15 protein-coding genes are annotated in these 18,915 nt (G+C 46.3%); 3 read left to right on the top strand and 12 right to left on the bottom strand.

Annotation, left to right across the window (positions count from 1 at the left end; genetic code table 11):
* Window positions 1-54: 54 nt before the first annotated feature.
* From DQX04_RS11320 to DQX04_RS11340, 5 genes are all read right to left on the bottom strand, one after another.
* A complete protein-coding gene (locus DQX04_RS11320; protein ID WP_111916049.1) occupies window positions 55-3,255 on the bottom strand; it encodes an amidohydrolase family protein in 3,201 nt (1,066 codons plus the stop codon).
* Window positions 3,256-3,373: 118 nt separating this feature from the next.
* Window positions 3,374-4,732 carry a GntP family permease gene (locus tag DQX04_RS11325; RefSeq protein ID WP_111916050.1) on the bottom strand — a complete coding sequence of 453 codons (1,359 nt, stop codon included), beginning with the start codon at window positions 4,730-4,732 and terminating at the stop codon, window positions 3,374-3,376.
* 19 nt (window positions 4,733-4,751) lie between these two features.
* A complete protein-coding gene (locus DQX04_RS11330; protein ID WP_111916051.1) occupies window positions 4,752-6,053 on the bottom strand; it encodes an MFS transporter in 1,302 nt (433 codons plus the stop codon).
* Window positions 6,053-7,408, bottom strand: coding sequence for a hypothetical protein (locus DQX04_RS11335; protein ID WP_111916052.1), 1,356 nt, complete (start codon window positions 7,406-7,408; stop codon window positions 6,053-6,055). The genes DQX04_RS11330 and DQX04_RS11335 overlap by 1 nt, the downstream gene beginning before the upstream one ends.
* A 30-nt stretch (window positions 7,409-7,438) precedes the next feature.
* Window positions 7,439-8,146 (bottom strand): VC0807 family protein, encoded by a 708-nt coding sequence (locus tag DQX04_RS11340; protein WP_111916053.1) that lies wholly within the window; start codon window positions 8,144-8,146, stop codon window positions 7,439-7,441.
* 103 nt (window positions 8,147-8,249) lie between these two features.
* On the opposite strand from DQX04_RS11340, the gene DQX04_RS11345 reads away from it, so the two are divergent.
* Window positions 8,250-9,260, top strand: coding sequence for a M20/M25/M40 family metallo-hydrolase (locus DQX04_RS11345; RefSeq protein ID WP_165831991.1), 1,011 nt, complete (start codon window positions 8,250-8,252; stop codon window positions 9,258-9,260).
* A gap of 19 nt (window positions 9,261-9,279) precedes the next feature.
* Window positions 9,280-10,545, top strand: coding sequence for a serine hydrolase (locus DQX04_RS11350; RefSeq protein WP_111916055.1), 1,266 nt, complete (start codon window positions 9,280-9,282; stop codon window positions 10,543-10,545).
* Here DQX04_RS11350 and DQX04_RS11355 read toward each other — a convergent pair.
* Entirely contained in the window at window positions 10,500-12,995 is a 2,496-nt protein-coding gene (locus DQX04_RS11355; RefSeq protein WP_111916056.1) for an EAL domain-containing protein, read from the bottom strand. The genes DQX04_RS11350 and DQX04_RS11355 overlap by 46 nt on opposite strands.
* A 187-nt stretch (window positions 12,996-13,182) precedes the next feature.
* On the opposite strand from DQX04_RS11355, the gene DQX04_RS11360 reads away from it, so the two are divergent.
* On the top strand, window positions 13,183-14,379 hold the full coding sequence (locus DQX04_RS11360) for a diguanylate cyclase (protein WP_111916057.1): 1,197 nt from the start codon (window positions 13,183-13,185) through the stop codon (window positions 14,377-14,379).
* Between the two features lie 6 nt (window positions 14,380-14,385).
* On the opposite strand, the gene DQX04_RS11365 is transcribed toward DQX04_RS11360, so the two are convergent.
* The 6 genes from DQX04_RS11365 to DQX04_RS11390 form a co-directional block, all read right to left on the bottom strand.
* Window positions 14,386-14,841: a nuclear transport factor 2 family protein gene (locus DQX04_RS11365; RefSeq protein ID WP_111916058.1), complete on the bottom strand. Its 456-nt coding sequence runs from the start codon at window positions 14,839-14,841 to the stop codon at window positions 14,386-14,388.
* A gap of 230 nt (window positions 14,842-15,071) precedes the next feature.
* Entirely contained in the window at window positions 15,072-15,617 is a 546-nt protein-coding gene (locus DQX04_RS11370) for a hypothetical protein (protein ID WP_126266356.1), read from the bottom strand.
* Between the two features lie 90 nt (window positions 15,618-15,707).
* Entirely contained in the window at window positions 15,708-16,169 is a 462-nt protein-coding gene (locus tag DQX04_RS11375) for a hypothetical protein (protein WP_126266357.1), read from the bottom strand.
* Window positions 16,170-16,300: 131 nt separating this feature from the next.
* The gene (locus DQX04_RS11380) at window positions 16,301-17,947 is read right to left on the bottom strand and encodes a HEAT repeat domain-containing protein (RefSeq protein ID WP_126266358.1); all 1,647 of its coding nucleotides are present in this window, start codon (window positions 17,945-17,947) and stop codon (window positions 16,301-16,303) included.
* Window positions 17,948-18,083: 136 nt separating this feature from the next.
* Complete coding sequence (locus DQX04_RS11385) at window positions 18,084-18,518, bottom strand: hypothetical protein (RefSeq protein ID WP_207801117.1); 435 nt, start codon at window positions 18,516-18,518, stop codon at window positions 18,084-18,086.
* Window positions 18,519-18,632: 114 nt separating this feature from the next.
* Window positions 18,633-18,869 carry an AAA family ATPase gene (locus DQX04_RS11390; RefSeq protein ID WP_368665647.1) on the bottom strand — a complete coding sequence of 79 codons (237 nt, stop codon included), beginning with the start codon at window positions 18,867-18,869 and terminating at the stop codon, window positions 18,633-18,635.
* Window positions 18,870-18,915 lie beyond the last annotated feature (46 nt).

Below are 18,915 nucleotides of genomic sequence, written 5' to 3' on the forward strand. Positions count from 1 at the left end.
AGCCGCTTAATCTCTCGAAAAAGCGGCCTTTTGTTCAGATGTGGTTACAACATCTTAGTTCTGCTCTTCAAAATAGAACGGCTGTCTAGGCTGTGCACTAGGCCCCATTTCCTGCATGGTTTCAGCGTCGAATAAACGTCCGTTCACCATGGTGTAAGTCACACGATCAGTCAGTCTAAAGTCGGTAAGAATGTCACCGTCAATCACCACGATGTCCGCTAACTTACCTTCTTCGATAGAACCAATCGCTTGGTCCATGCCTAAGTGCTCTGCAGCATCAATAGTAGCCGTGCGAAGTGCTTGCAGTGGGCTCATACCGCCTTGTTCCATCATCCAGATTTCCCAGTGCTGTGCTAAACCTTCACGCTGACCATGAGCACCCGCAGTTACACGTACACCTTCGGCTTGCAGCTCTGCTGCTCCACGCGCAATATTGAAGTGGTTATAGTGATGTTCTGGTGCAATTTCACGGCGCATTGAGCGCGGACGTAAAATACGCTCTGGCACAAATTGAGACAACTTAGGATGTTCCCAAACATTAGTATGGGCATACCAGTAGTGCTCACCCCAAATACCACCATAAGCAACACCTAGTGTAGGTGTATAAGCAGTTTCGGTTTGGCTCCAGAATTGCAACACGTCGTCATAAATTGTTTCTACTGGAATTGAGTGTTCAACAACTGTATGACCGTCGGCAATCATGCTCATATTGTGCTGGAACAATGAACCGCCTTCAGGCATAACCATCATGCCCATTTCGCGTGCCGCTTGCACAATTTGCTGACGCTGATCACGACGTGGCTGGTTGTAGCTTTTCACCGAGAATGCGCCTACCTTCTGCATTCTTTCTAAGTGGAAACGCGCGTCGTCCAGGCTATCTACGTGCGCTGTATATCCTGGGCCATTTGCACCATATAAAATAGTACCGGTCGAGAAGATACGCGGCCCAACAATCATACCTGCACGTTGCATCTCACTTGCTGTGAAAATTTCAGACGTGTCATTCGACGGGTCATGAATCGTTGTTACACCGAACGTTAGGCCAGCATAAAGCTTCCAGTTTTGTTCAGGAATAATTTCATTCTCACCTTGCGGACCATGAGCGTGGGTATCGATAAGGCCAGGAATAATCGTTTGCCCTGACGCATCGATCACGCGTGCGTTACTAGGAACACGTACTTCACCACGGCGACCGACCGCCTCAATACGATTCCCTGTTACTACAACAACACCATTCTCGACGATTTGGTTTTCACCCAGTTCGTCATTCATGGTTACAACACGACCACCTACAAACGCTACCGTTTGCTCTGGAACATAGGTTTCTTGCTCGAAGCCAATGTCTGTGCCGTCAGCTACCATTTCAATGTCGCTGTCACCCAACTCGAACATGCCACTTAAAGACGCGTTGTAGAGCTCTGGTCCAAGCGTCCAGTACAAGTGCAAGCTGTCGTTGGTCCAAGAAATGTCACCACCCGCTCTTTGAGACACGGTTTCAACCGGTAACTGGCGATCGTTTGGGCTAATGCTAATGGCATCACCACGCTCTACAAATGGAGTTACATGAACGCGGAAACGCTCTGCAAATGCCAAGTACTCACCATCTGGCGACACTTGATATTCAGTCGCATGAGACGAGGTATATAGCGTACGGACATCATGCGTGTCCACATCGATGCTGCGAAGTTCAGGACCACTGCGACCATAACCAGAAACATAAACACGATCGTTACTGCTTCCGAAGTGAGGTTGACTACCACTTCTTGCAATGCGCACTGGCTCTCCACCGTCAACAGCTAGGTGATAAACCCCATTGTTTATGCCGTAAGCAGGGTCTGTTAAGTAGCCGCCACCAATTTTACGATACACCACAGACTCACCGTCTGGTGAAAATACAGGCTCAATAAACTTGCCAATGCCGGTATTCAATACGCGCTCATTGCCATTGCGCAAGTTACGCACAACAACCTGGCCTTGCTCTTGGTCGTCCCAAGTGGTGTAAACCAAATAACGGCCATCACGAGAGTAAGATGGGAATTGTTCAAACCTGTCAGTGCGCGAAGTTAAACGCTCCGGGGTACCGTTTGGTAAGTCACGAACGTACAAGTGACCTAAGGCTTCGTAAATTACTTGCTCACCATCTGGCGACACTTGTGCACTTCTAATCATGCGCACACGGAAAGACTCATCGTCGATTTCCTGCTGCGTACGAAGCGCTTGCTGTACCTGCTTAGTCGTATTTACTTCAAACGGTAAGGTGGTTACGTCTTGAGAGTCCACATCAATCTGGTGCAAGCCACCTTGTGCGTAAAACACAATCGAGTCGCTGTCATCGGTCCAGCCCATTGCCGGGTATACACCGTGAATCGCCCATGTCTCTTGCATATCACGGGTTAGATTGTCGTAAATTTCTGTTTGTTCACCCGTTTCTAGGTCGAACAAGTAAAGCTTACTTTGGAAATCGTCACGCGCCACATACGCGATAAAACGCCCATCAGGCGAAGGTGTTGGGCGAACCGCACCACCATGACCAGTAATGATTGTTTCAATTTCACCAGTTTCTAACTCGTAACGCTTAATCGAGTAAATACCGCTTACTGAGTCTTTTGAATATTCAAAAATAGGACCTGGCGTGTCGTCTTGTGAGAAGTACACATATTTGCCGTCGTGACTAAATGCAGGTTCGCCTAGGTCTTTCTGGTCATTCGGGCGTGCAGTAAGCATTACACCTGTACCACCGCTACGGTGATACATCCAAATCTCACCCGCGCCCAATGAGCGGCGAGCCGTAAAGTGCTTACGCGCAACTATGTACTGGCCGTCTGGGCTCCAAGAAGGGCTATTCAACAAGCGGAAGCTTTCATTAGTTACTGCCCAAGCTTCTGAGCCGTCCGCGGTCATAATCCAAATGTTGTCGCCGCCGTTCTCGTCAGACGTGAAGGCAATATATTCACCGTCTGGGCTGTATGTTGGCTGCATATGCCAAGCAATACCACCGCGCAGTAATTCGGCTTCTCCGCCACCTGCTGGCATACGGTAAATGTCACCCAACATATCGAATACTACCCACTCGCCGTTCGGGCTAACGTCGACACTCATCCATGTACCTTCGTCGGTATTAATACTTACCGACTGAAATTCGCCCATAGGATTAGTTACCGACCAACCTTCAGACTCTTCAGCTGTTGCGCTCAAAGGAGCCAACATACTCGAAGCAACCGTTAATGCGGTTAACCACTGCAATTTATGTTTCATAATTACGTTCCACTTGTTGTTTGTACCTCGGTTGTAAGCAATCTCTTGTTCTATGTCTAGCGATGCTCGGCAAACCGAAGTGAGAACACGACCAATGTTCGTTTGCTAGGCTTCAAGCCTAATAAAGAAATAGTGCCAAAGCTACCGCAACCAATGCAGCGATCATGGGGATAATCACCGTTACCACAAATACATCTTTGTAAGCTTCTTTGTGGGTTAAGCCCATGAGCGTAAATAAGGCAATAACGGCCCCAGAGTGCGGTAAGCTGTCTAAGCCACCTGCGGCTAGATTCGCAATACGGTGAAGCATTTCAGGTGACACGCCCGCCGCAAGGTATGACTCTGCCAAACTAGACATAAAGATTTGCAAACCGCCAGAAGCGGAAGCGGTAATACCTGAGATTAAGTTCGCCGAAATGAACACAGAAACCAGAGGTTCTAACGGCAAGCCTAGTAGCCATTCGGCAAATGCGCTAAAGCCAGGTGTTTGAATAACCACGCCACCAAAGCCTATTACGGCAGCAGTGTTAATAAGCGGCATAATCGCGTCGTTCGCGCCTTCACCTGCGGCAACGCTAAATACTTTGCGCACGTCGGGAAACAGCACGAAACAAGTAAACGCTCCAAGCAACAAAGCAAAGCTTGCCCATAAAATAGGATTGGTGTTAGCGAAGCCTATCCACGAACTTTCTATGCTGGCCATCATTAGAAGGCGAGGAACAAGAATACTGCCTAGTACCACAATAATAGGAAGGATAGCTAATCCCCAAGGCACAATAGCTTTGTCCGTTTCAGCAAGTTTGCGCATTTGCTCGTCTTTGTCGGTAGCTTGGTAACCTTCGCCCTGTTGCGTTGCAACCTTCCAACGCCATTGTAAATACCACATACCTAAGCCAATCATTACGGCACTAGCCACTAAGCCCACAGCTGCGCCAGCAAATAAGTCGGTACCTAAAGAGCGCGCACCAATTACATTATGAATAGAGGGCGTACCAGGCATTGCAGTCATGGTAAATGTGCCTGCGCCTAACGCAATGGCTGCTGCGTATAAACGACGAGGAATATTGGCTTCTTTCATCAGTGTTACGCCAATGGGATACATAGTGAACATCACTACAAACACCACTACGCCGCCATACGTTAATACTGCACACACCAGCATAGCCACCCATAACGCACGCTCAGCACCCAGCCACTGAGTTACCGTGACCGCGACACTTTGTGCAGCTCGGCTGGCCGCCATAATGCGACCAAATATAGCCCCACATAAAAATAATAAGAGGAAGTTCCCTGCGAATGAGAATGCCCCGGAAGCGCCAAAAGGAAAGTACTGCAGGTAAATGTCGTTGAAACTCATGGCATTGGTTAAGCCAATAACGCCGACAGATATGAGTACGGCGAGCAAAATATTCATGCCACGAAGGGCCAAACCAATAAGTAATGCTAAACCTACAACTAAACCTAAATTACCGAGCATAACGCCCCCTCATTTATTTTTATTGTGTCGTTTCGTTGTGTTGCGTGCTCGGACTCAGTGAGACACGGGTTAAAAGTAAGCCACCTAATATGAAGAAAATAATAACAAGTAGCAAAGCATACTGACGGGACAGTAAGTCGCTAACTACGCCGAACGAGGCTGCAAGCAACATGGCTACACGGTTCATGCTTCCCCAAAGACCGAACGCAATTCCTTCTTGTCCCTGCTTGCAAATAAGCCCCACCACAGAACGGCTAGAGGCTTGAATAGAACCAATCCCGGTGCCAGCTAAAAGCGCAATACCCAAGAAGATATGCTTCACCGACATGCCGGTCATGGCACTTAAGTCACGAATGCTAAAAATGCCAAAAATAGCCACAATCCAAATAGCAATCACCACAAAAAGCACTCTTCTGGCGCCCCAATACCGCTCGAAAAAGCCAAATAGTAGAGCGCCCACTAAAGCACTGAATTGTGTTGCTAAAAACACAGAAACCAAGTCCCCTTGCGTTAGGTTCAGTTCTCCGGTGCTGTAAATACCAATGAATTTCACCACTACCTGAACGCCTGCCATATAAAAAATAAAAGCAGCAAAGAAACGGAAAAGTAGGGGTTGGTTTTTCGCGTGGCGCAAAAACTGAAGGCTGGTATACCACGGCTGTATATGGCTAGCCGATTTACGTTTTCTGTCTTTAACCAGCATAAACGTGGGTAGCGCGACTACCAGGAAATATATAGATATCGCAATCATTGCCCACTGATGCTGTGAAACATAAAGCGAAGTGTCTGTTTCTGGATCAGCTCGAATCATCAGTACCGAAACCATAACCATACTGACAAAACCACCGAGGTAGCCTAACCCCCAACCTAACCCTGAAACTATGCCCATATGCTCCTTTTTGGCCAAATCAGGCAGGAATGACGACACGATAGACTCGCCCAACATCCATGCGGTGTTCGACACCAAAATAATGGCGATAGCCCAGTAAATATCACCTGGGCTTACCCAGAACAATAGGCTGGTAAATAAGGCGCAAATACCTGTAGCCCACGCTAACAGCGTCTTTTTTGATTTACCTTGGTCTATCCAGTGTCCAGCCATCGGAGAGAGAATCATCGCCACCAGAGTAGAACCTAAAATGGCAACCGACCAATAAGCGTCTCGCCAGTTGCTTGTTTCCGGGACGATGTAATTGACAAAAAAGGCAGAATAAACAAAGGAGATAACAATAGTGGTGTATGCCTGGTTGGCAACGTCGTACATTGCCCAGCCCCATAACTCGCGTTTCCTTGCCGTTTTCTCTACTCCTTGTGAAGGCATTAGGCGCTTTCCTCAACACTTAAAATGCGCGAGTAATTCATAATTACTTTCCAGCGCTTAACCACCACCTTTTTGTCGCCCACTTGCTCGCGGCAAACAAGGTTAAACACATAACGCCGTTCAATGTCTTCACTCACTACCTCGCCTTCGGCTTCACTGTATAGCCTGTAAGTACTTTGGTTCATCAGCGGCTGTAACAACGACATGTCTATTTCGATGGTTTCACGTGCGCCAGCATACCCACTGAGAAAGCGCGCTGGCAGCATGCGTGAATAACTGCGAAACCAAACCACGGTTTCTTCACGTTGAGGTGTTACAGAGCGTCGCGCATTTTGAAGTGCAACAGGCAAGTCTTCGTAGCGTTTATAGTCGAACCACTCCAAAGCTTTACCTATGGTTTCATCTGAATTTACGTCTACAAATTGGTATCGCCACTTGGGTCTGCCGCGGCGCAGCCAGCCCCAAAGTTTTTGTTGGATGTCTTCACGAAACAATTCACGCATTCCGTAGAAGAACGCCAAAGCAATAATAAATATGGCTGTAAGGTCGCCGATCGCCTCACGCGCGGTAAGAATGGAAAACGACGCCGCCGACATGAGCACAGCCGCAACACCTGCTCGCACAGCCTTTTGCTCGGTGTTGCCTAACTCGGTACCGATACGACGCATAGAGACAGGGTATTCAATTAATCGGCGCAATAGCCGCATTTTATTGGAAAGACGAGTACCGTCTTGGTTTAGCTTTTCACCGTTATATCGGTATTCCTCTCGATACTTCGCTTCACGGCGAGCAATGCGAAGCAACAACTCTTTCATATCTTTTTCGTCGTCGGCAAAAGTCATTTCTGCCGCAAGCTTCAACATTTGTTGCTCTGTAAACCAAGACAAGTAGTTATCAATGTTCACGAAGTACAAAGAAATCGTGCTGTCTTGCGGACGGTTCCGGCGTAGGCGGCGCAGAATTGTGGCACTAAGCTCCACCAGTTCACCCAGCTCTTCACGTAGGTTTTCGGGTGCGTCGCTTTGCAGTTTACGAACCGCCTGCTCCATTGCAGTTACATATTGGTAACCATATAAGCTCAAGCTCACTCGATATTGAGGATCTGGGCGGTCTTGGGTTTTTGCTAGGCGCTGAGCTAGCCGGCTTTTCACTAGAGGCTCTAGTGAAGCGGTACTTTGGTAAGTTCTCCGTATTTGAATACCTTGCTGGTAAAAGCTCTTCTCGTCTAAAAAGGAAGGTGTCAGGCCAAGTTCACCAGGGACAAAAAGACAAGCGTCGAAACTGTGTTGGGGATAGTCCCCTAACTCACGGGTTATTCTTAAGTGAAAGCTGTCTTTTAAATCAACGGTGATCAATCACAACTCCTTTTTTATTATTCCAACGCGCTATTCTAATTCAATAAAGCTCTCTACCGACTCACCAGTAAGCTTATACATTTTCCAGAATAAATAGATAATAGCGCCAAGTAAAATAACCATGGTTGGCAATACAATTACCGGAATACTTAACGCAGTAAGCTTACCCAGTTCTTGATTGAACGCTTCGGTTCCGGTTGGGCTCACGACAATAGACTTCGCCAAGATGTAGTTTACTGAAGATGAAAATGCGAACGAAACCACAATGCCATAGCCTGCTCGAACAATAGCTTTCTCGAACTCCGCTAATTGACCATTTTCAGCTAATGCCTTATTCAGTTTTTCATGATCAAAAATAGAAGGGTTAAGCAAAAGCTTACGTACTACAGAGTAGCGCGTGTACAAGCTAACCCATACCGCTATACCAATAATGGCGGGTACAGTAGCTTCTTTTATGGCAATGTATTTAGTGTCTAGCTCTAACAAACCAATACCACCGGTCAACAAAACACTCACCAAGCCCAAGATAGCGAAGAAGTTCACATGGCGGTTAGAAAGCAGGTCCCAACTACCATAAATAAAAGGAAAAGCGAGCGCCACAACCAATGCCCAAACAGAACCAAGCTGTTCATCTCCGCTTAATTTCATTAAGATAAGGGCCGGAACAGCCACCGTAATCAACAGCTCGACAAGCGTGCCTGGAGACTTTCGTTCGCGTTCAGTGACTGCTTGATTCATTATACTCTCTTGGTTTGTTTCAATGGCTTTTATACTAAGGTTTTCGAACGTATTTACCAAGCAGAGTTGTTCGAAATATCACTGTTTTTTTAAGGAGTTTTCAGTGCGCCGCAACCTCAAATTTATTATTGCTCTTATTATCGGTTTATCTGTGGCAGCACTACTTGGAAAATTTGCATGGTCGAAGTATGTCGACCATCTTACCGCTAAAGAGCAATTGCGGGTGGAAAGCCTAATCGCTGCCGCAGAACCAGCTAAGCGTCCCAATCGCATTAACGCTGAAACTTTAATTGCCGACATTCGTTGGTTATCTCATGACGACAGGCAAGGTCGCGCCCCAGATACCGAGGGCGGAATAGCCGCACGCAATTTCATTATAGAGCGCTTCAACGCACTACAACTTACACCGGCGGGTACTGAAAACTTTGAGCATGCGTTCACGGTTCCAGACAACAAAACAGCCGTTAATGTGTTAGCCCGCATTGAAGGGCAGCAACCGAGCTTACGTACTATTGTAATAACAGCTCATTACGATCATGTCGGTGTACATGAAGGTCGAATATACAACGGTGCAGACGACAACGCCTCTGGCACAGCTACTTTGCTGGCAATCGCCGAATACCTATCCGAGCACCAACCGCAGCACAATGTTCTGCTTGCAGCCCTTGATGCGGAAGAAAATGGTTTGCGCGGCGCAAAAGCTTTATTCGAGACTGGGTTATTAACTCCAGACGCTATAGCCTTTAACTTAAACCTAGACATGTTAAGCCGTGACACCGACAACTTATTGTTCGCGGTGGGCAGCTACCACACCCCGTGGCTGGTACCCCTTATTGACCGAGCTCAAGCTGAAAGCGCGGTGAAGCTTATTGCGGCGTACGACAGACCACGTTCAGAAGCAGGTGACACCCCTGACTGGACAACAGCGTCAGATCACGCGCCGTTTCATTTACGAGGCATTCCATTTATCTATTTAGGGGTGCCGGATCACCCCGACTACCACCAACCCACTGACACTTTTGAGAACGTAGACATTGATTTTTTCCATGCAAGCGCCGAAACTGCACTTAGTGTCTTTAAAGTGGTAGACCTTGTTCTAGCAGAAAAAGAATAACAACGAGCCTAGTTAAACAATGTCGAAACAAAGCTTTAAGAAGTTTTTAGCCACAACGCTTGCCTGTGTAGCAAGCTGCTTACCCATGGCGCTGCACGCGCAAGTTCCGCTGCACCCTGAATTTCAAGAATTGTTCGAACAAAAGCTAGCAGAAGAAGAAGTTCCTGGCGGTGTGTTTGCCATTGTGATTCGCGATCGCGTCCATCAAGTACACAGCTACGGCGTAAGAGCCCTGAACGATCCAACTCCTGTCGATGAAAATACGGTGTTTAGGCTTGCCTCTGTGTCTAAAACGTTCGCCGGCACCTTGGCTTCCATACTCCAACAGCACGAATACTTTAGCTGGCACGACCCGATTACGCAGTTTGTGCCCGACTTCCAATTTGAAGAACCTGCACTTGCCAACCAAATTCGCTTAGACCATATCGTGAGCCATTCAGCCGGGCTAGTACCCAACGCCTATGACAACCTCATCGAAGCCAATTACACCATGAGCCGTGTATTGCCGTACTTTCAAAGTATTAACCCCATGTGTGAACCCGGTGAATGTTATGGCTACCAAAATGTGCTCTTTAACTTGTTAGAGCCCACCATAGAAAGAACCACCGGTGAAAGTTACGAGCAACTGGTAAACGACCTACTCTTCGAGCCTTTGGGTATGCGCCAAGCAAGTATTGGTTTGCAAGCGCTTGTAGATAACGACAATAGTGCCATGCCGCATGTAAAAGGCAGAAGCACTTGGTTCCAAAGGGTCCCTACCCACCATTACTACAATTATCCTGCTGCCGCGGGTATAAATGCGAGCGCTAGCGACCTAAGCCAGTGGCTCATTGCACACATGGGATACCGTCCAGAAGTTATTCCAAATACTGTATTAACCGACATTCGCACGCCACGTGTAAGAACCTCTCGAGACTTGCGCCGCAGATATTGGCGTCGTTACTTGAAAGACGCCAATTACGCAGCCGGATGGCGCCAGTATAACTTCAACGACCACGAACTTTATTACCACGGTGGTTGGGTGGAAGGCTATCGAGCAATGGTTGCCTATTCACCGGAATACAGCGTAGGGCTAGTTATTTTAATGAATGCGGAAAGCAACGTGATCAGCGAGCTTGGAGCAAGCTTTTGGAGTGAAGTTTTCCCTCGTTTAGAAGTAGAACAGGAAATTCCGTTTTATCATGCGCTAACGCCAGAAGAAGATGTACCGAAAGCAGCAGACATTCCGCCGTTCTTTCCTCAAATGGGCAGGTCGGAAACAGCACTAGGCTTGCTAAATAGGTAACCTTGATAGCGGAAGCAGCCACTAGCTTTTAAGCGATCACACTGCGCTTGTGTTTCCACACCTTCCGCAATCACTTCCATACCCAAGTTGTTGGCAATACCAATAATGGCTTCCACAATAGTCCAGTCGCGAGAAAATTCCTCGGAAGAAGCTCTGCGAATAAAGGCTTGGTCTATTTTTACTTCGTCAAAAGGCAAGAACGATAAGTAAGATAACGAAGAATAACCTGTGCCAAAGTCGTCCATACTAAAGCTTACGCCATGTGCTTTCAGCTCACGCATTTTGTCCACAACCACGTCCATGTCTTCCAAAACTAGGCTTTCTGTAAGCTCTAACTTTAAGCTTGTTGGGTCTATTCCACTCACTCTAATGTTATGAAGCACATTCTCTACAAAGTCGTGCTGATAGAACTGTCGAGGGCTCACATTCACTGACAAACGAATCGCGGCTGTACTTTCCTTTTCTTTCCAAAGCGCTAACTGCTTACAAGCTTGGGTAAGTGCCCACTCACCAAGAGAAACAATTAAACCACTGTCTTCTGCTATCGGAATAAATAAACCAGGCGAAACCATGCCCCGCGCTGGGTGGAACCAACGCATTAGCGCTTCTGCGCCAACCGTGTTCCCTTCGCTATCCACCTGAAGCTGATAAAACAGCTGTAACTCGTCTTTGTTTAACGCTTCACGCAAGTCCATTTCCAGTTCGAAGCGAGCACTTACTTCTTCCTCAATAGATTCTTGATAATATTGCCATTGTGCTCCGCCCACCTGCTTCGCATGGTGCACCGCCAAGTCTGCGCGGCGTATCGCTTCTTCACCGCTTATGCTGTCATCGGTCATCAGCACCACGCCTACCGAAGCCGAGCTTTGATGGCGCAGCCGTGGAAGATCAAAGGGGGTATTCAACTTACTCAAGGTTTGATTGGCGATACTGCTCGCTGCTAATTGCGCTTCTTCTTCGGTAGAGAAAGTTGCCACCATCACAAACTCGTCTGCCGTTAGTCGGCACAACAAACCGTCCTCAGCTCGAATGTTTTCTAGGCGTCTTGCGCAGGCTTTCAATAAAGCATCACCTTGATGTTGACCATGAACATCATTGATGCGTTTAAACCCGTCCAAATTAATAGCCCACAGCACCACAACTTGGCTTTCTATAGCAAATTGAGCCATACGTTCACTTAAGTTGCGTAAGAAGAAACGGCGGTTAGGTAAACCCGTTAAACTATCGTAGAACGCTAAACGGTTAATCGTTTCTTCGTCTTTTTTCTTGTCTGTAATGTCGGTAATAAAACCGCTAAAACTTACGCCTTGCTCAACCTCTACAAACGGCGTCGCCGTGGCATACAACCAGCGCTTCGAACCATGTTTGTGAGCAACCGAAAACTCATAACTCCATGTTCTCAAATTCACAGCGCTTTGCGTTAAAGACTCAATAATGCGCGCGCGTTCCGAGAGCGTCATCAGTTCCAAAATTGCTTTCGCGTCTTTCATCGCCCGCTCTGGAGAAACCCCGAAAATCTGCTCTGCCGCCTCACTTAAATAACGAAAGGTTAAGAAGCCGTCTTTCGAGCGGTGTAACTCGAACACCATGCCCGGCACCCGGTTCGCAACGCGCTGCAAGCGCTCGGTAAGCACTGCAACTTCCTCGCCCCGCTCGGCAGCAGCACGCTCTAATTTATGTTGCCTACGGACCATTAACACCACTACCGTACTGGTGAGCACAATAAACATGGCAACCAATAACGTGGAAGTAACAATTTGACTTGCGTTTGCGCCACTTAAAGGCGTTTTTATGGCGTCTGTAGGGAAGAATAAAGTGGCGTGCATCGCGGTATAGTGCATACCGGAAATAGCACAGCCCATAACCACGGCACTTAAGGCATTACACACATATTCATTTCTCACAAAAGGCTTAACGGCCTGTTTGGTTGCCAAAGCAATAACCGCTAACAACACCGCCACAGCAATAGACACTGCAAACCAAACCGGTATATAACGCATATCGGCGTGCGTAAGAATCGCAGCCATACCGGTGTAATGCATGGCACCAATACCAGCCCCCATAAGCACGCCACCAAGCAATATAGTTCCCGGCTGCAAAGGCTCTTTTTTCAGAAGCTGCAATGTAATAGCGGCCGCAATGATCGCCGGAATGACTGAAATAGCGGTAATTGTTGGAGAATAAAATACGTCGAACGGAAGCTGAAAGCTGATCATGCCCGTAAAGTGCATAGCCCATACGCCAAGCCCCATCGCTAAAGAACCAGACGCATGCCAAACCAAACGTTGCCAAGGTTTCGTAATGCTCTTAATAAGTTCTACATGAGACAAGCTGGTATAAGCGGCTAATATGGCCATACACACCGACAAAAGCACCAGCCCATTATGGTGATGTCCGTGTATAGCAACGCTCATGTCGTGCGAAGCCGTTAGGAAAGGAAGAAATGTCATATTACAGCCGCTTTATCTCTATTGCATTCAACATACCACGGCGCAGAAAAATTGCTATTGTACCAAAGGTTCAGTTTGCGCAGATTTGTTGAATTGCTTTGCAAGTGTTAGGTTCTAAATACGTGGTTTTGTTTTAAAGCCTAAATGTCGCGATGCACAATATGCACAAGTAACAAAGTTGAACTTTATGAGCACCGACTCAAACAACATAGTTAATGCTGACGAATTAAGAAACCCCAGCCGATACATGACGCTCACCTACGTCGTGTCATTGTCTCTCATTGCCATATTGTCTTTGCTTGTTCACCTTATGCTCGATCGGGTTATCGCTCAGCAATCTAGAAGCGGCGAACTTATTAATATTAGCGGTCAACAGCGCATGATTTCGCAACGCGCTAGCCTATTCACCCTAGAGTACTTGAATACAGGCAACCAAGAGGCGCGCCGTATTGCAGAGCAAGCATTACAAACCCTGGAAAGTAATCATCTAACGCTCATTGAAGATCACCTTTATGCGCTAGCAGCCAATAAAAGCACTCCGTTTAGTGCGGAAATGGAAGCTTTATACTTCGAAGAACCGCACAATATTCACCAAAAAATAGAAGACTTTACAACGTCTATACGAGTTGCTATCTCGCAGCACCACAACTCCGAAGTTCCCGAAAGTTGGTTGCAATACGACTTCCTCGCCATGGCTCGCGAACCTTTATTGACCTCTCTCGACACAGCGGTTCAACAATATGAAATAGAAAGCGGAGAAAAAGTAGAACATCTGAGGCAAGCTCAAGGCGTAGTTCTGTGGATCATCATTATTACCATTCTCGTGGAGGCACTCTTTATTTTCCGCCCGATGGTGAAAAAGGTTACCCTGTACGCCGAAAAACTAAAATTCGACGCGTACCACGATCCGCTAACAGGCATAGCAAACCGCCGCGCATTCAATACCTTTTCACAACGCTTTTTCACCAACGCAAAGCGCTACGATAGCCCTCTTTCGCTCATTACCCTAGACATTGACAAGTTCAAGTCCATAAACGACACCTATGGCCACGACATTGGCGACGAAGTCATTAAAATTGTTGGGGGCAAACTCATTGAATATTGCAGAGAAAGCGACATACCCGCCAGAACCGGAGGGGAAGAGTTTTCTATACTTCTTCCCCATACCGACCAAAAAGGGGCCATAAGCACCGCAGAGAAGATTCGCAGTGCGTTAGAAATGAACCCTCTACTCATAGACAGTAACATTATTCCCATTACTGCAAGCATTGGCGTAAGTACCGTAGGTGTCGAAGACAACAGCTTCGAGAACGTACTTAAACGCACCGACACCGCCATGTACGAAGCTAAAAATGCGGGCCGAAACCGAGTGCGGATTGGTTAAACCTATTTAATGCCCAAAACTTAGAACGCGATGCAGCCGCCAACCGCCATCAGTTTGCTTCCATACGTGCGCAAAGCTAAACGTTCCGCAGTCTTCTACACCATTTCTTTCATGACAAAACGTATGTTCACCTATGTGCATGGCGCCAAAATCTTTAACTGGAAAAACTTCAAAGCTTCCCTCGACCGGCGTTCTCACTAAACCAAGATCGCGCGAGCAAAGTTGACGCGTTGCTTCAATACTAGCTTGATAACCCTGCAGCCCCGATACGTCATGATAAAACTCAAGATCAGGCGAGTAAATCGTACTGATCGCTTCAACATCGCACGCATTAAAAGCGCTAAAAAGCTCAGTATCTGCAGCAGTAATTTCTTCCAGAAGCGTATTTCCCGCTAATGCTGAACCAGAGAATAAAGTTATCGATAACGCCATTCCCAAACTTTTAAAGGTCGCCAAATTCATGTAGTTAATTCCTTAATTATTAGCCTGTTAAACGAATTTTTGGTGTGAATACACGAAAAACAGGTGACATTGATGCCACCTGTCACCTAATCAGCAAGTTGTGTGCCAAGGGTCGTTGAGTCTATCTAACCCAACAAGAATAAGAATGAACCAGTTCGCGAACGACTCCTGAAAATGGGGTCGTGCCTAAGATGTGGCGGTTAGTATCGGGGGTTGGGGTGGTAATGCTATTACTGAGGTCTAAGCGAGGGATGCGGAATTGTGAACCACTCTTTGTAACGAACCCAGCCACCAAAAACTTTTTGATAGCACCGACCGGTACTCTCCGCCTCAATTAATTCGGTCGAGCACCTTGTTTCAGCGGACGTCAAACCTTTCTGATAATAAGAATCTATATGAACAACTTCATTTTCGTTTGACTGCTTAACCTCGACATCATCGAAACCATTTATCGTCCAACTTCCGGAATAAAGCTGGATATCAATCAATAAAAAACCATAATCTTTCGCAGTTGAAACGAGTTCATTAATATTAGGTTCTTCGTGCCAATTTATACCGTCTTCTGTTCTCGTACCTACTAGGGTCAACGGCTCGCTCCAAATAATATGTGTATAAGGAGTTTGCTCTGCTAGCGCTAGTATATGCGTCCATTCGTCATCATTTAACCAGAGCAGAACCGCATCTTGCATGTAACTCCTAGGCCACAGCTTTACGGTGAGTGGTGCGATAGCTGCAATCAAAGCTAAAGCTACTAAAATAATGACAGTGGTTCTCATGGTATATTTACTAATTTCATCAAATGTATACGGTCGGTAACCTAACCATTAGCGCGAATTTTATTCGGAAAATTAATATTACCTCAATCGCTAATTATTGCTATTCACTGAGAGAGAAAACCTTTGAGACCGCTTGTCCATAAGCAGAGTAGTCATAGCAATTACTGTAAGTAGTTCCCCATTATTGGCGGGTTGAACAACTTCAATACGATGCTTGTCTCGCAAAGAGAAAGCTGATCCGGTCGCCATAGCAATCATTCCCTCTTCGCTATTGATACTGAATTCCAAGTCTGACCAGTTACCTTCAATCGTTACCCCATCATGGACGCCACCAATAACGACGTAACAACGAGTAACAGAGAACACCTTTCTTTTAATTTGAAAGTTTCCGAGTTCTCCAGAAACAAGCCAAGTAGGCACGAAACTCAAGATCTTCCTTTGGACTCTCGCAAGGGGCAGACCATTTTGACTAATAGTCCAAGTAGGACTGAGTAAAGCTAACTCGCCAGCAGACTCATATAACAATTGATCATGGCTATCAGTAATATCCATTTTTCCGCGAAATGAGAAAAATTTACTGCTAATGAAAAATTCATTTTCCATGAATACTAATTGCCCTGTTAATTTTCTTCGTCAGACTTACGGAGCTCCGTATATACATGCTTAGCGAGACTCTTAAAAGATCATGAGTCTTCATTAACAATGGTGCACTCGGCCATACTCAAGGTGCCGTCGGCATCCACTACAACACTGCCTGCACCTCTGGTATTGACTAGAAGTTTGTTCCCTTCAATTAACCATGAAGAAACAGGTTCACCAGGGAGGCGCCGCCACGGAGAGGCAGAATATACTCCGTCTTCCGATTCTTTAATTTCTAACAACATGCCTCTATTGCTTGACAAATGAGCAAGTCCAGCTGTTGCAATAATTTTGTCTCCCAGTGGAAATATATCCTCGACATTCTCATTAACTAAGAACAACCTGTCACCATTAGAGGCTACATGAACAATTTCACCTCCCCACTCGCCTCGGCTCGCACCTACAAGCCAGCCGTTAGGGACTTTAAGCCCAATATTTGGTACTTGTTCAATAATTTCCACATACTCAACCATATTTTCAGGGGTAATTTCGATAATACCATTGTCATTCGGCTCCGTGCCCTCTGCTGCGCCAACCCCCACAACTTCGATATCGTAAGACAAGATCTCTAACTGCTTTCTATCCTCATCTCGACTAGAATATAGCTTAGTGCCCTCTAATTCCTCGATAGTTTCATAAGCTACTCCCGTACAGGTCTCAGGGCTATTTTCAGCTCTACCGAAACGCCACCAGTGACTCAAATCAATCGCCGCACCGGTTCTAATGTGTTGTATTGAAACCCTAGCCACCTCTCTAACAGGTGAGTACCAATGAGAGTTATGAACCCGCTCTAACTCGTCCAACAGTTGTTCTTGCTCAAGCCTAGCCAAAGATAAAATCGCAGCGTAATCGAGTTTCCAGTCATGACCCCCAGACAAAATATCAACTAAATTTGGTACCGCTGGTAAGTATCCAATATGCCCTAAAGCTTCTGCGGCAATTACTCGGACATCCCAATCAGGGTCATCAAGGTAATTTAAAACTATCGGGCCCGCATCATAGCCTTTATCCCCGAGTGTTATGAGGTCTCTCAATGCATAATAAGAATCGCTAGGGAGTCTGTGAATTATTCCAGGCAGAGCCTCTTCGACTCCTATATCGATTAGTGCACGGTCGATAGTATGAGCAAATGGTGGAGTTGACTCTTTTAACGCAATCAATTGAGGAACAACACCCCCTGAGCTCTCACCAATCTCTCCAATGCTAGATATAGCTTCTCTTCTGCTCGAAATATGAAATCGCTCATCCGTCGCGATTTCCATTAATCGAGGAATTGCCGAAGAACCATCTTCATTTAAACCTCTGAAAACAGAAGAAACCGCCCTCGGCAAACGCTCATCACACTGTTCCAGACATGCTAATAACTCAGCAATAGAGATAGCCCCTTTTGCACCAAGCATTCGAAGAGCTTCAGCCAGAGCAGAGCCAGAACTCGGTCTTTTCCGAAATTTCTCTACTAGGTAATCGATTGCTTGAGGCGTCCCAAGCCGAGCTAACACGCGATATATCCAGCCCACTTCATTTTCAGCTGCTTCTCTTAATGCTCCAAAATGTTCTGACGACAAACCTTCGATATCAATCATGGTATACGCAGCCAATTCTCGAACAGCCGCGTCATCATGCTCTAAAAGTGGGAGCAGATATGAAATCGCTTCAGCCCCATACGTTCGGACCTTTGTTACCAATTCCATTTCTTGTGCGCTACTCCTATGGCTACCTTTTTCAACTAAAGAATACTCTGCAATACAGTCTTCCAAAGAGTCACATGCGTAACTAACAGCCGAGAAAGATAGGGAAGCGCAAAGGCCTGCTAAATAAAGAAATCTTTTATTCAAGAAGAAATCCCATCGGTGCCATTGGCTTATTGAATCGGTATAGATTTACGTAAATAACCACTGGCTCGGGGATTCCACGGTAGCTCAGGTGATAACGATCAAGCAAACCACCGCCAAATGGTAATGAGTCATCCTCAAATCCGCAGCAACTTCCGAGGCGATGCACTTCCACTTTCTCACCGTTGGGGCCAGTTAAGCTTTCAAAATAATCTATATGCGCCCCTTCCGAACGAGTTCCACGCAAAAAGCCCCCCAGCTCAATCGGCTTATGGGAAGTGTAGCCATAGTCAGGATCACTCGATGTCCTACTATCGGTAATTGTAGGTGTTGTGTTTGATTGCTGTGATTGAGAAGGTGATTCCTGCGTGGAAGTGCACGCGGTAAGTACTAAACAGGTGAATAAAAACGAGATGAGCTTTACGTTCATATTATTGCTCTCCTTAGCAGGTTTTCTAATAATCAATATTTTTACAATACCTTCTTCAACCAATTTTGCCAATTGTCTGTTTAAAGTTCAGTACTGTTTATTGACGCCAAGTTGTTAAGCACTTCTAGTAAACTTACACTTAGGATAGCTCGCACATCCCAAAAACTTCGAACCGGCCCTCTTTCCTGTTCTCGCCACTCGCTCTATCGCTTGAAGAATTGAGCTTTTTCCTGACTCATTATCACCAATTATCGTATTAGTCTCAGAGCTAAACTCAACCTCAAATTTTCTAAACCTTTTAAAGTTGAAAAGCTTGAGCTTTTTAATATATTGCATTTCTAACTTCCTCATGAGTCATCAAGGCAAACACACAAAAGCGAAAAACAAGAAAGGCTCT

Origin of the sequence: Aliidiomarina sp. B3213, from assembly GCF_003290085.1 — a bacterium.
In the GTDB taxonomy this organism is placed as follows: domain Bacteria; phylum Pseudomonadota; class Gammaproteobacteria; order Enterobacterales; family Alteromonadaceae; genus Aliidiomarina.

Bases quoted from the DNA above. Each gene is read 5' to 3' on its own strand.
- DQX04_RS11365 (WP_111916058.1), bottom strand. From the start codon at position 14,841: ATGAATTTGGCGACCTTTAAAAGTTTGGGAATGGCGTTATCGATAACT.
- DQX04_RS11330 (WP_111916051.1), bottom strand. From the start codon at position 6,053: ATGCCTTCACAAGGAGTAGAGAAAACGGCAAGGAAACGCGAGTTATGG.
- DQX04_RS11375 (WP_126266357.1), bottom strand. From the start codon at position 16,169: ATGGATATTACTGATAGCCATGATCAATTGTTATATGAGTCTGCTGGC.
- DQX04_RS11360 (WP_111916057.1), top strand. From the start codon at position 13,183: ATGAGCACCGACTCAAACAACATAGTTAATGCTGACGAATTAAGAAAC.
- DQX04_RS11325 (WP_111916050.1), bottom strand. From the start codon at position 4,732: ATGCTCGGTAATTTAGGTTTAGTTGTAGGTTTAGCATTACTTATTGGT.
- DQX04_RS11370 (WP_126266356.1), bottom strand. From the start codon at position 15,617: ATGAGAACCACTGTCATTATTTTAGTAGCTTTAGCTTTGATTGCAGCT.
- DQX04_RS11320 (WP_111916049.1), bottom strand. From the start codon at position 3,255: ATGAAACATAAATTGCAGTGGTTAACCGCATTAACGGTTGCTTCGAGT.
- DQX04_RS11380 (WP_126266358.1), bottom strand. From the start codon at position 17,947: ATGGAATTGGTAACAAAGGTCCGAACGTATGGGGCTGAAGCGATTTCA.
- DQX04_RS11350 (WP_111916055.1), top strand. From the start codon at position 9,280: ATGTCGAAACAAAGCTTTAAGAAGTTTTTAGCCACAACGCTTGCCTGT.
- DQX04_RS11390 (WP_368665647.1), bottom strand. From the start codon at position 18,869: ATGAGGAAGTTAGAAATGCAATATATTAAAAAGCTCAAGCTTTTCAAC.
- DQX04_RS11385 (WP_207801117.1), bottom strand. From the start codon at position 18,518: ATGAACGTAAAGCTCATCTCGTTTTTATTCACCTGTTTAGTACTTACC.
- DQX04_RS11355 (WP_111916056.1), bottom strand. From the start codon at position 12,995: ATGACATTTCTTCCTTTCCTAACGGCTTCGCACGACATGAGCGTTGCT.
- DQX04_RS11340 (WP_111916053.1), bottom strand. From the start codon at position 8,146: ATGAATCAAGCAGTCACTGAACGCGAACGAAAGTCTCCAGGCACGCTT.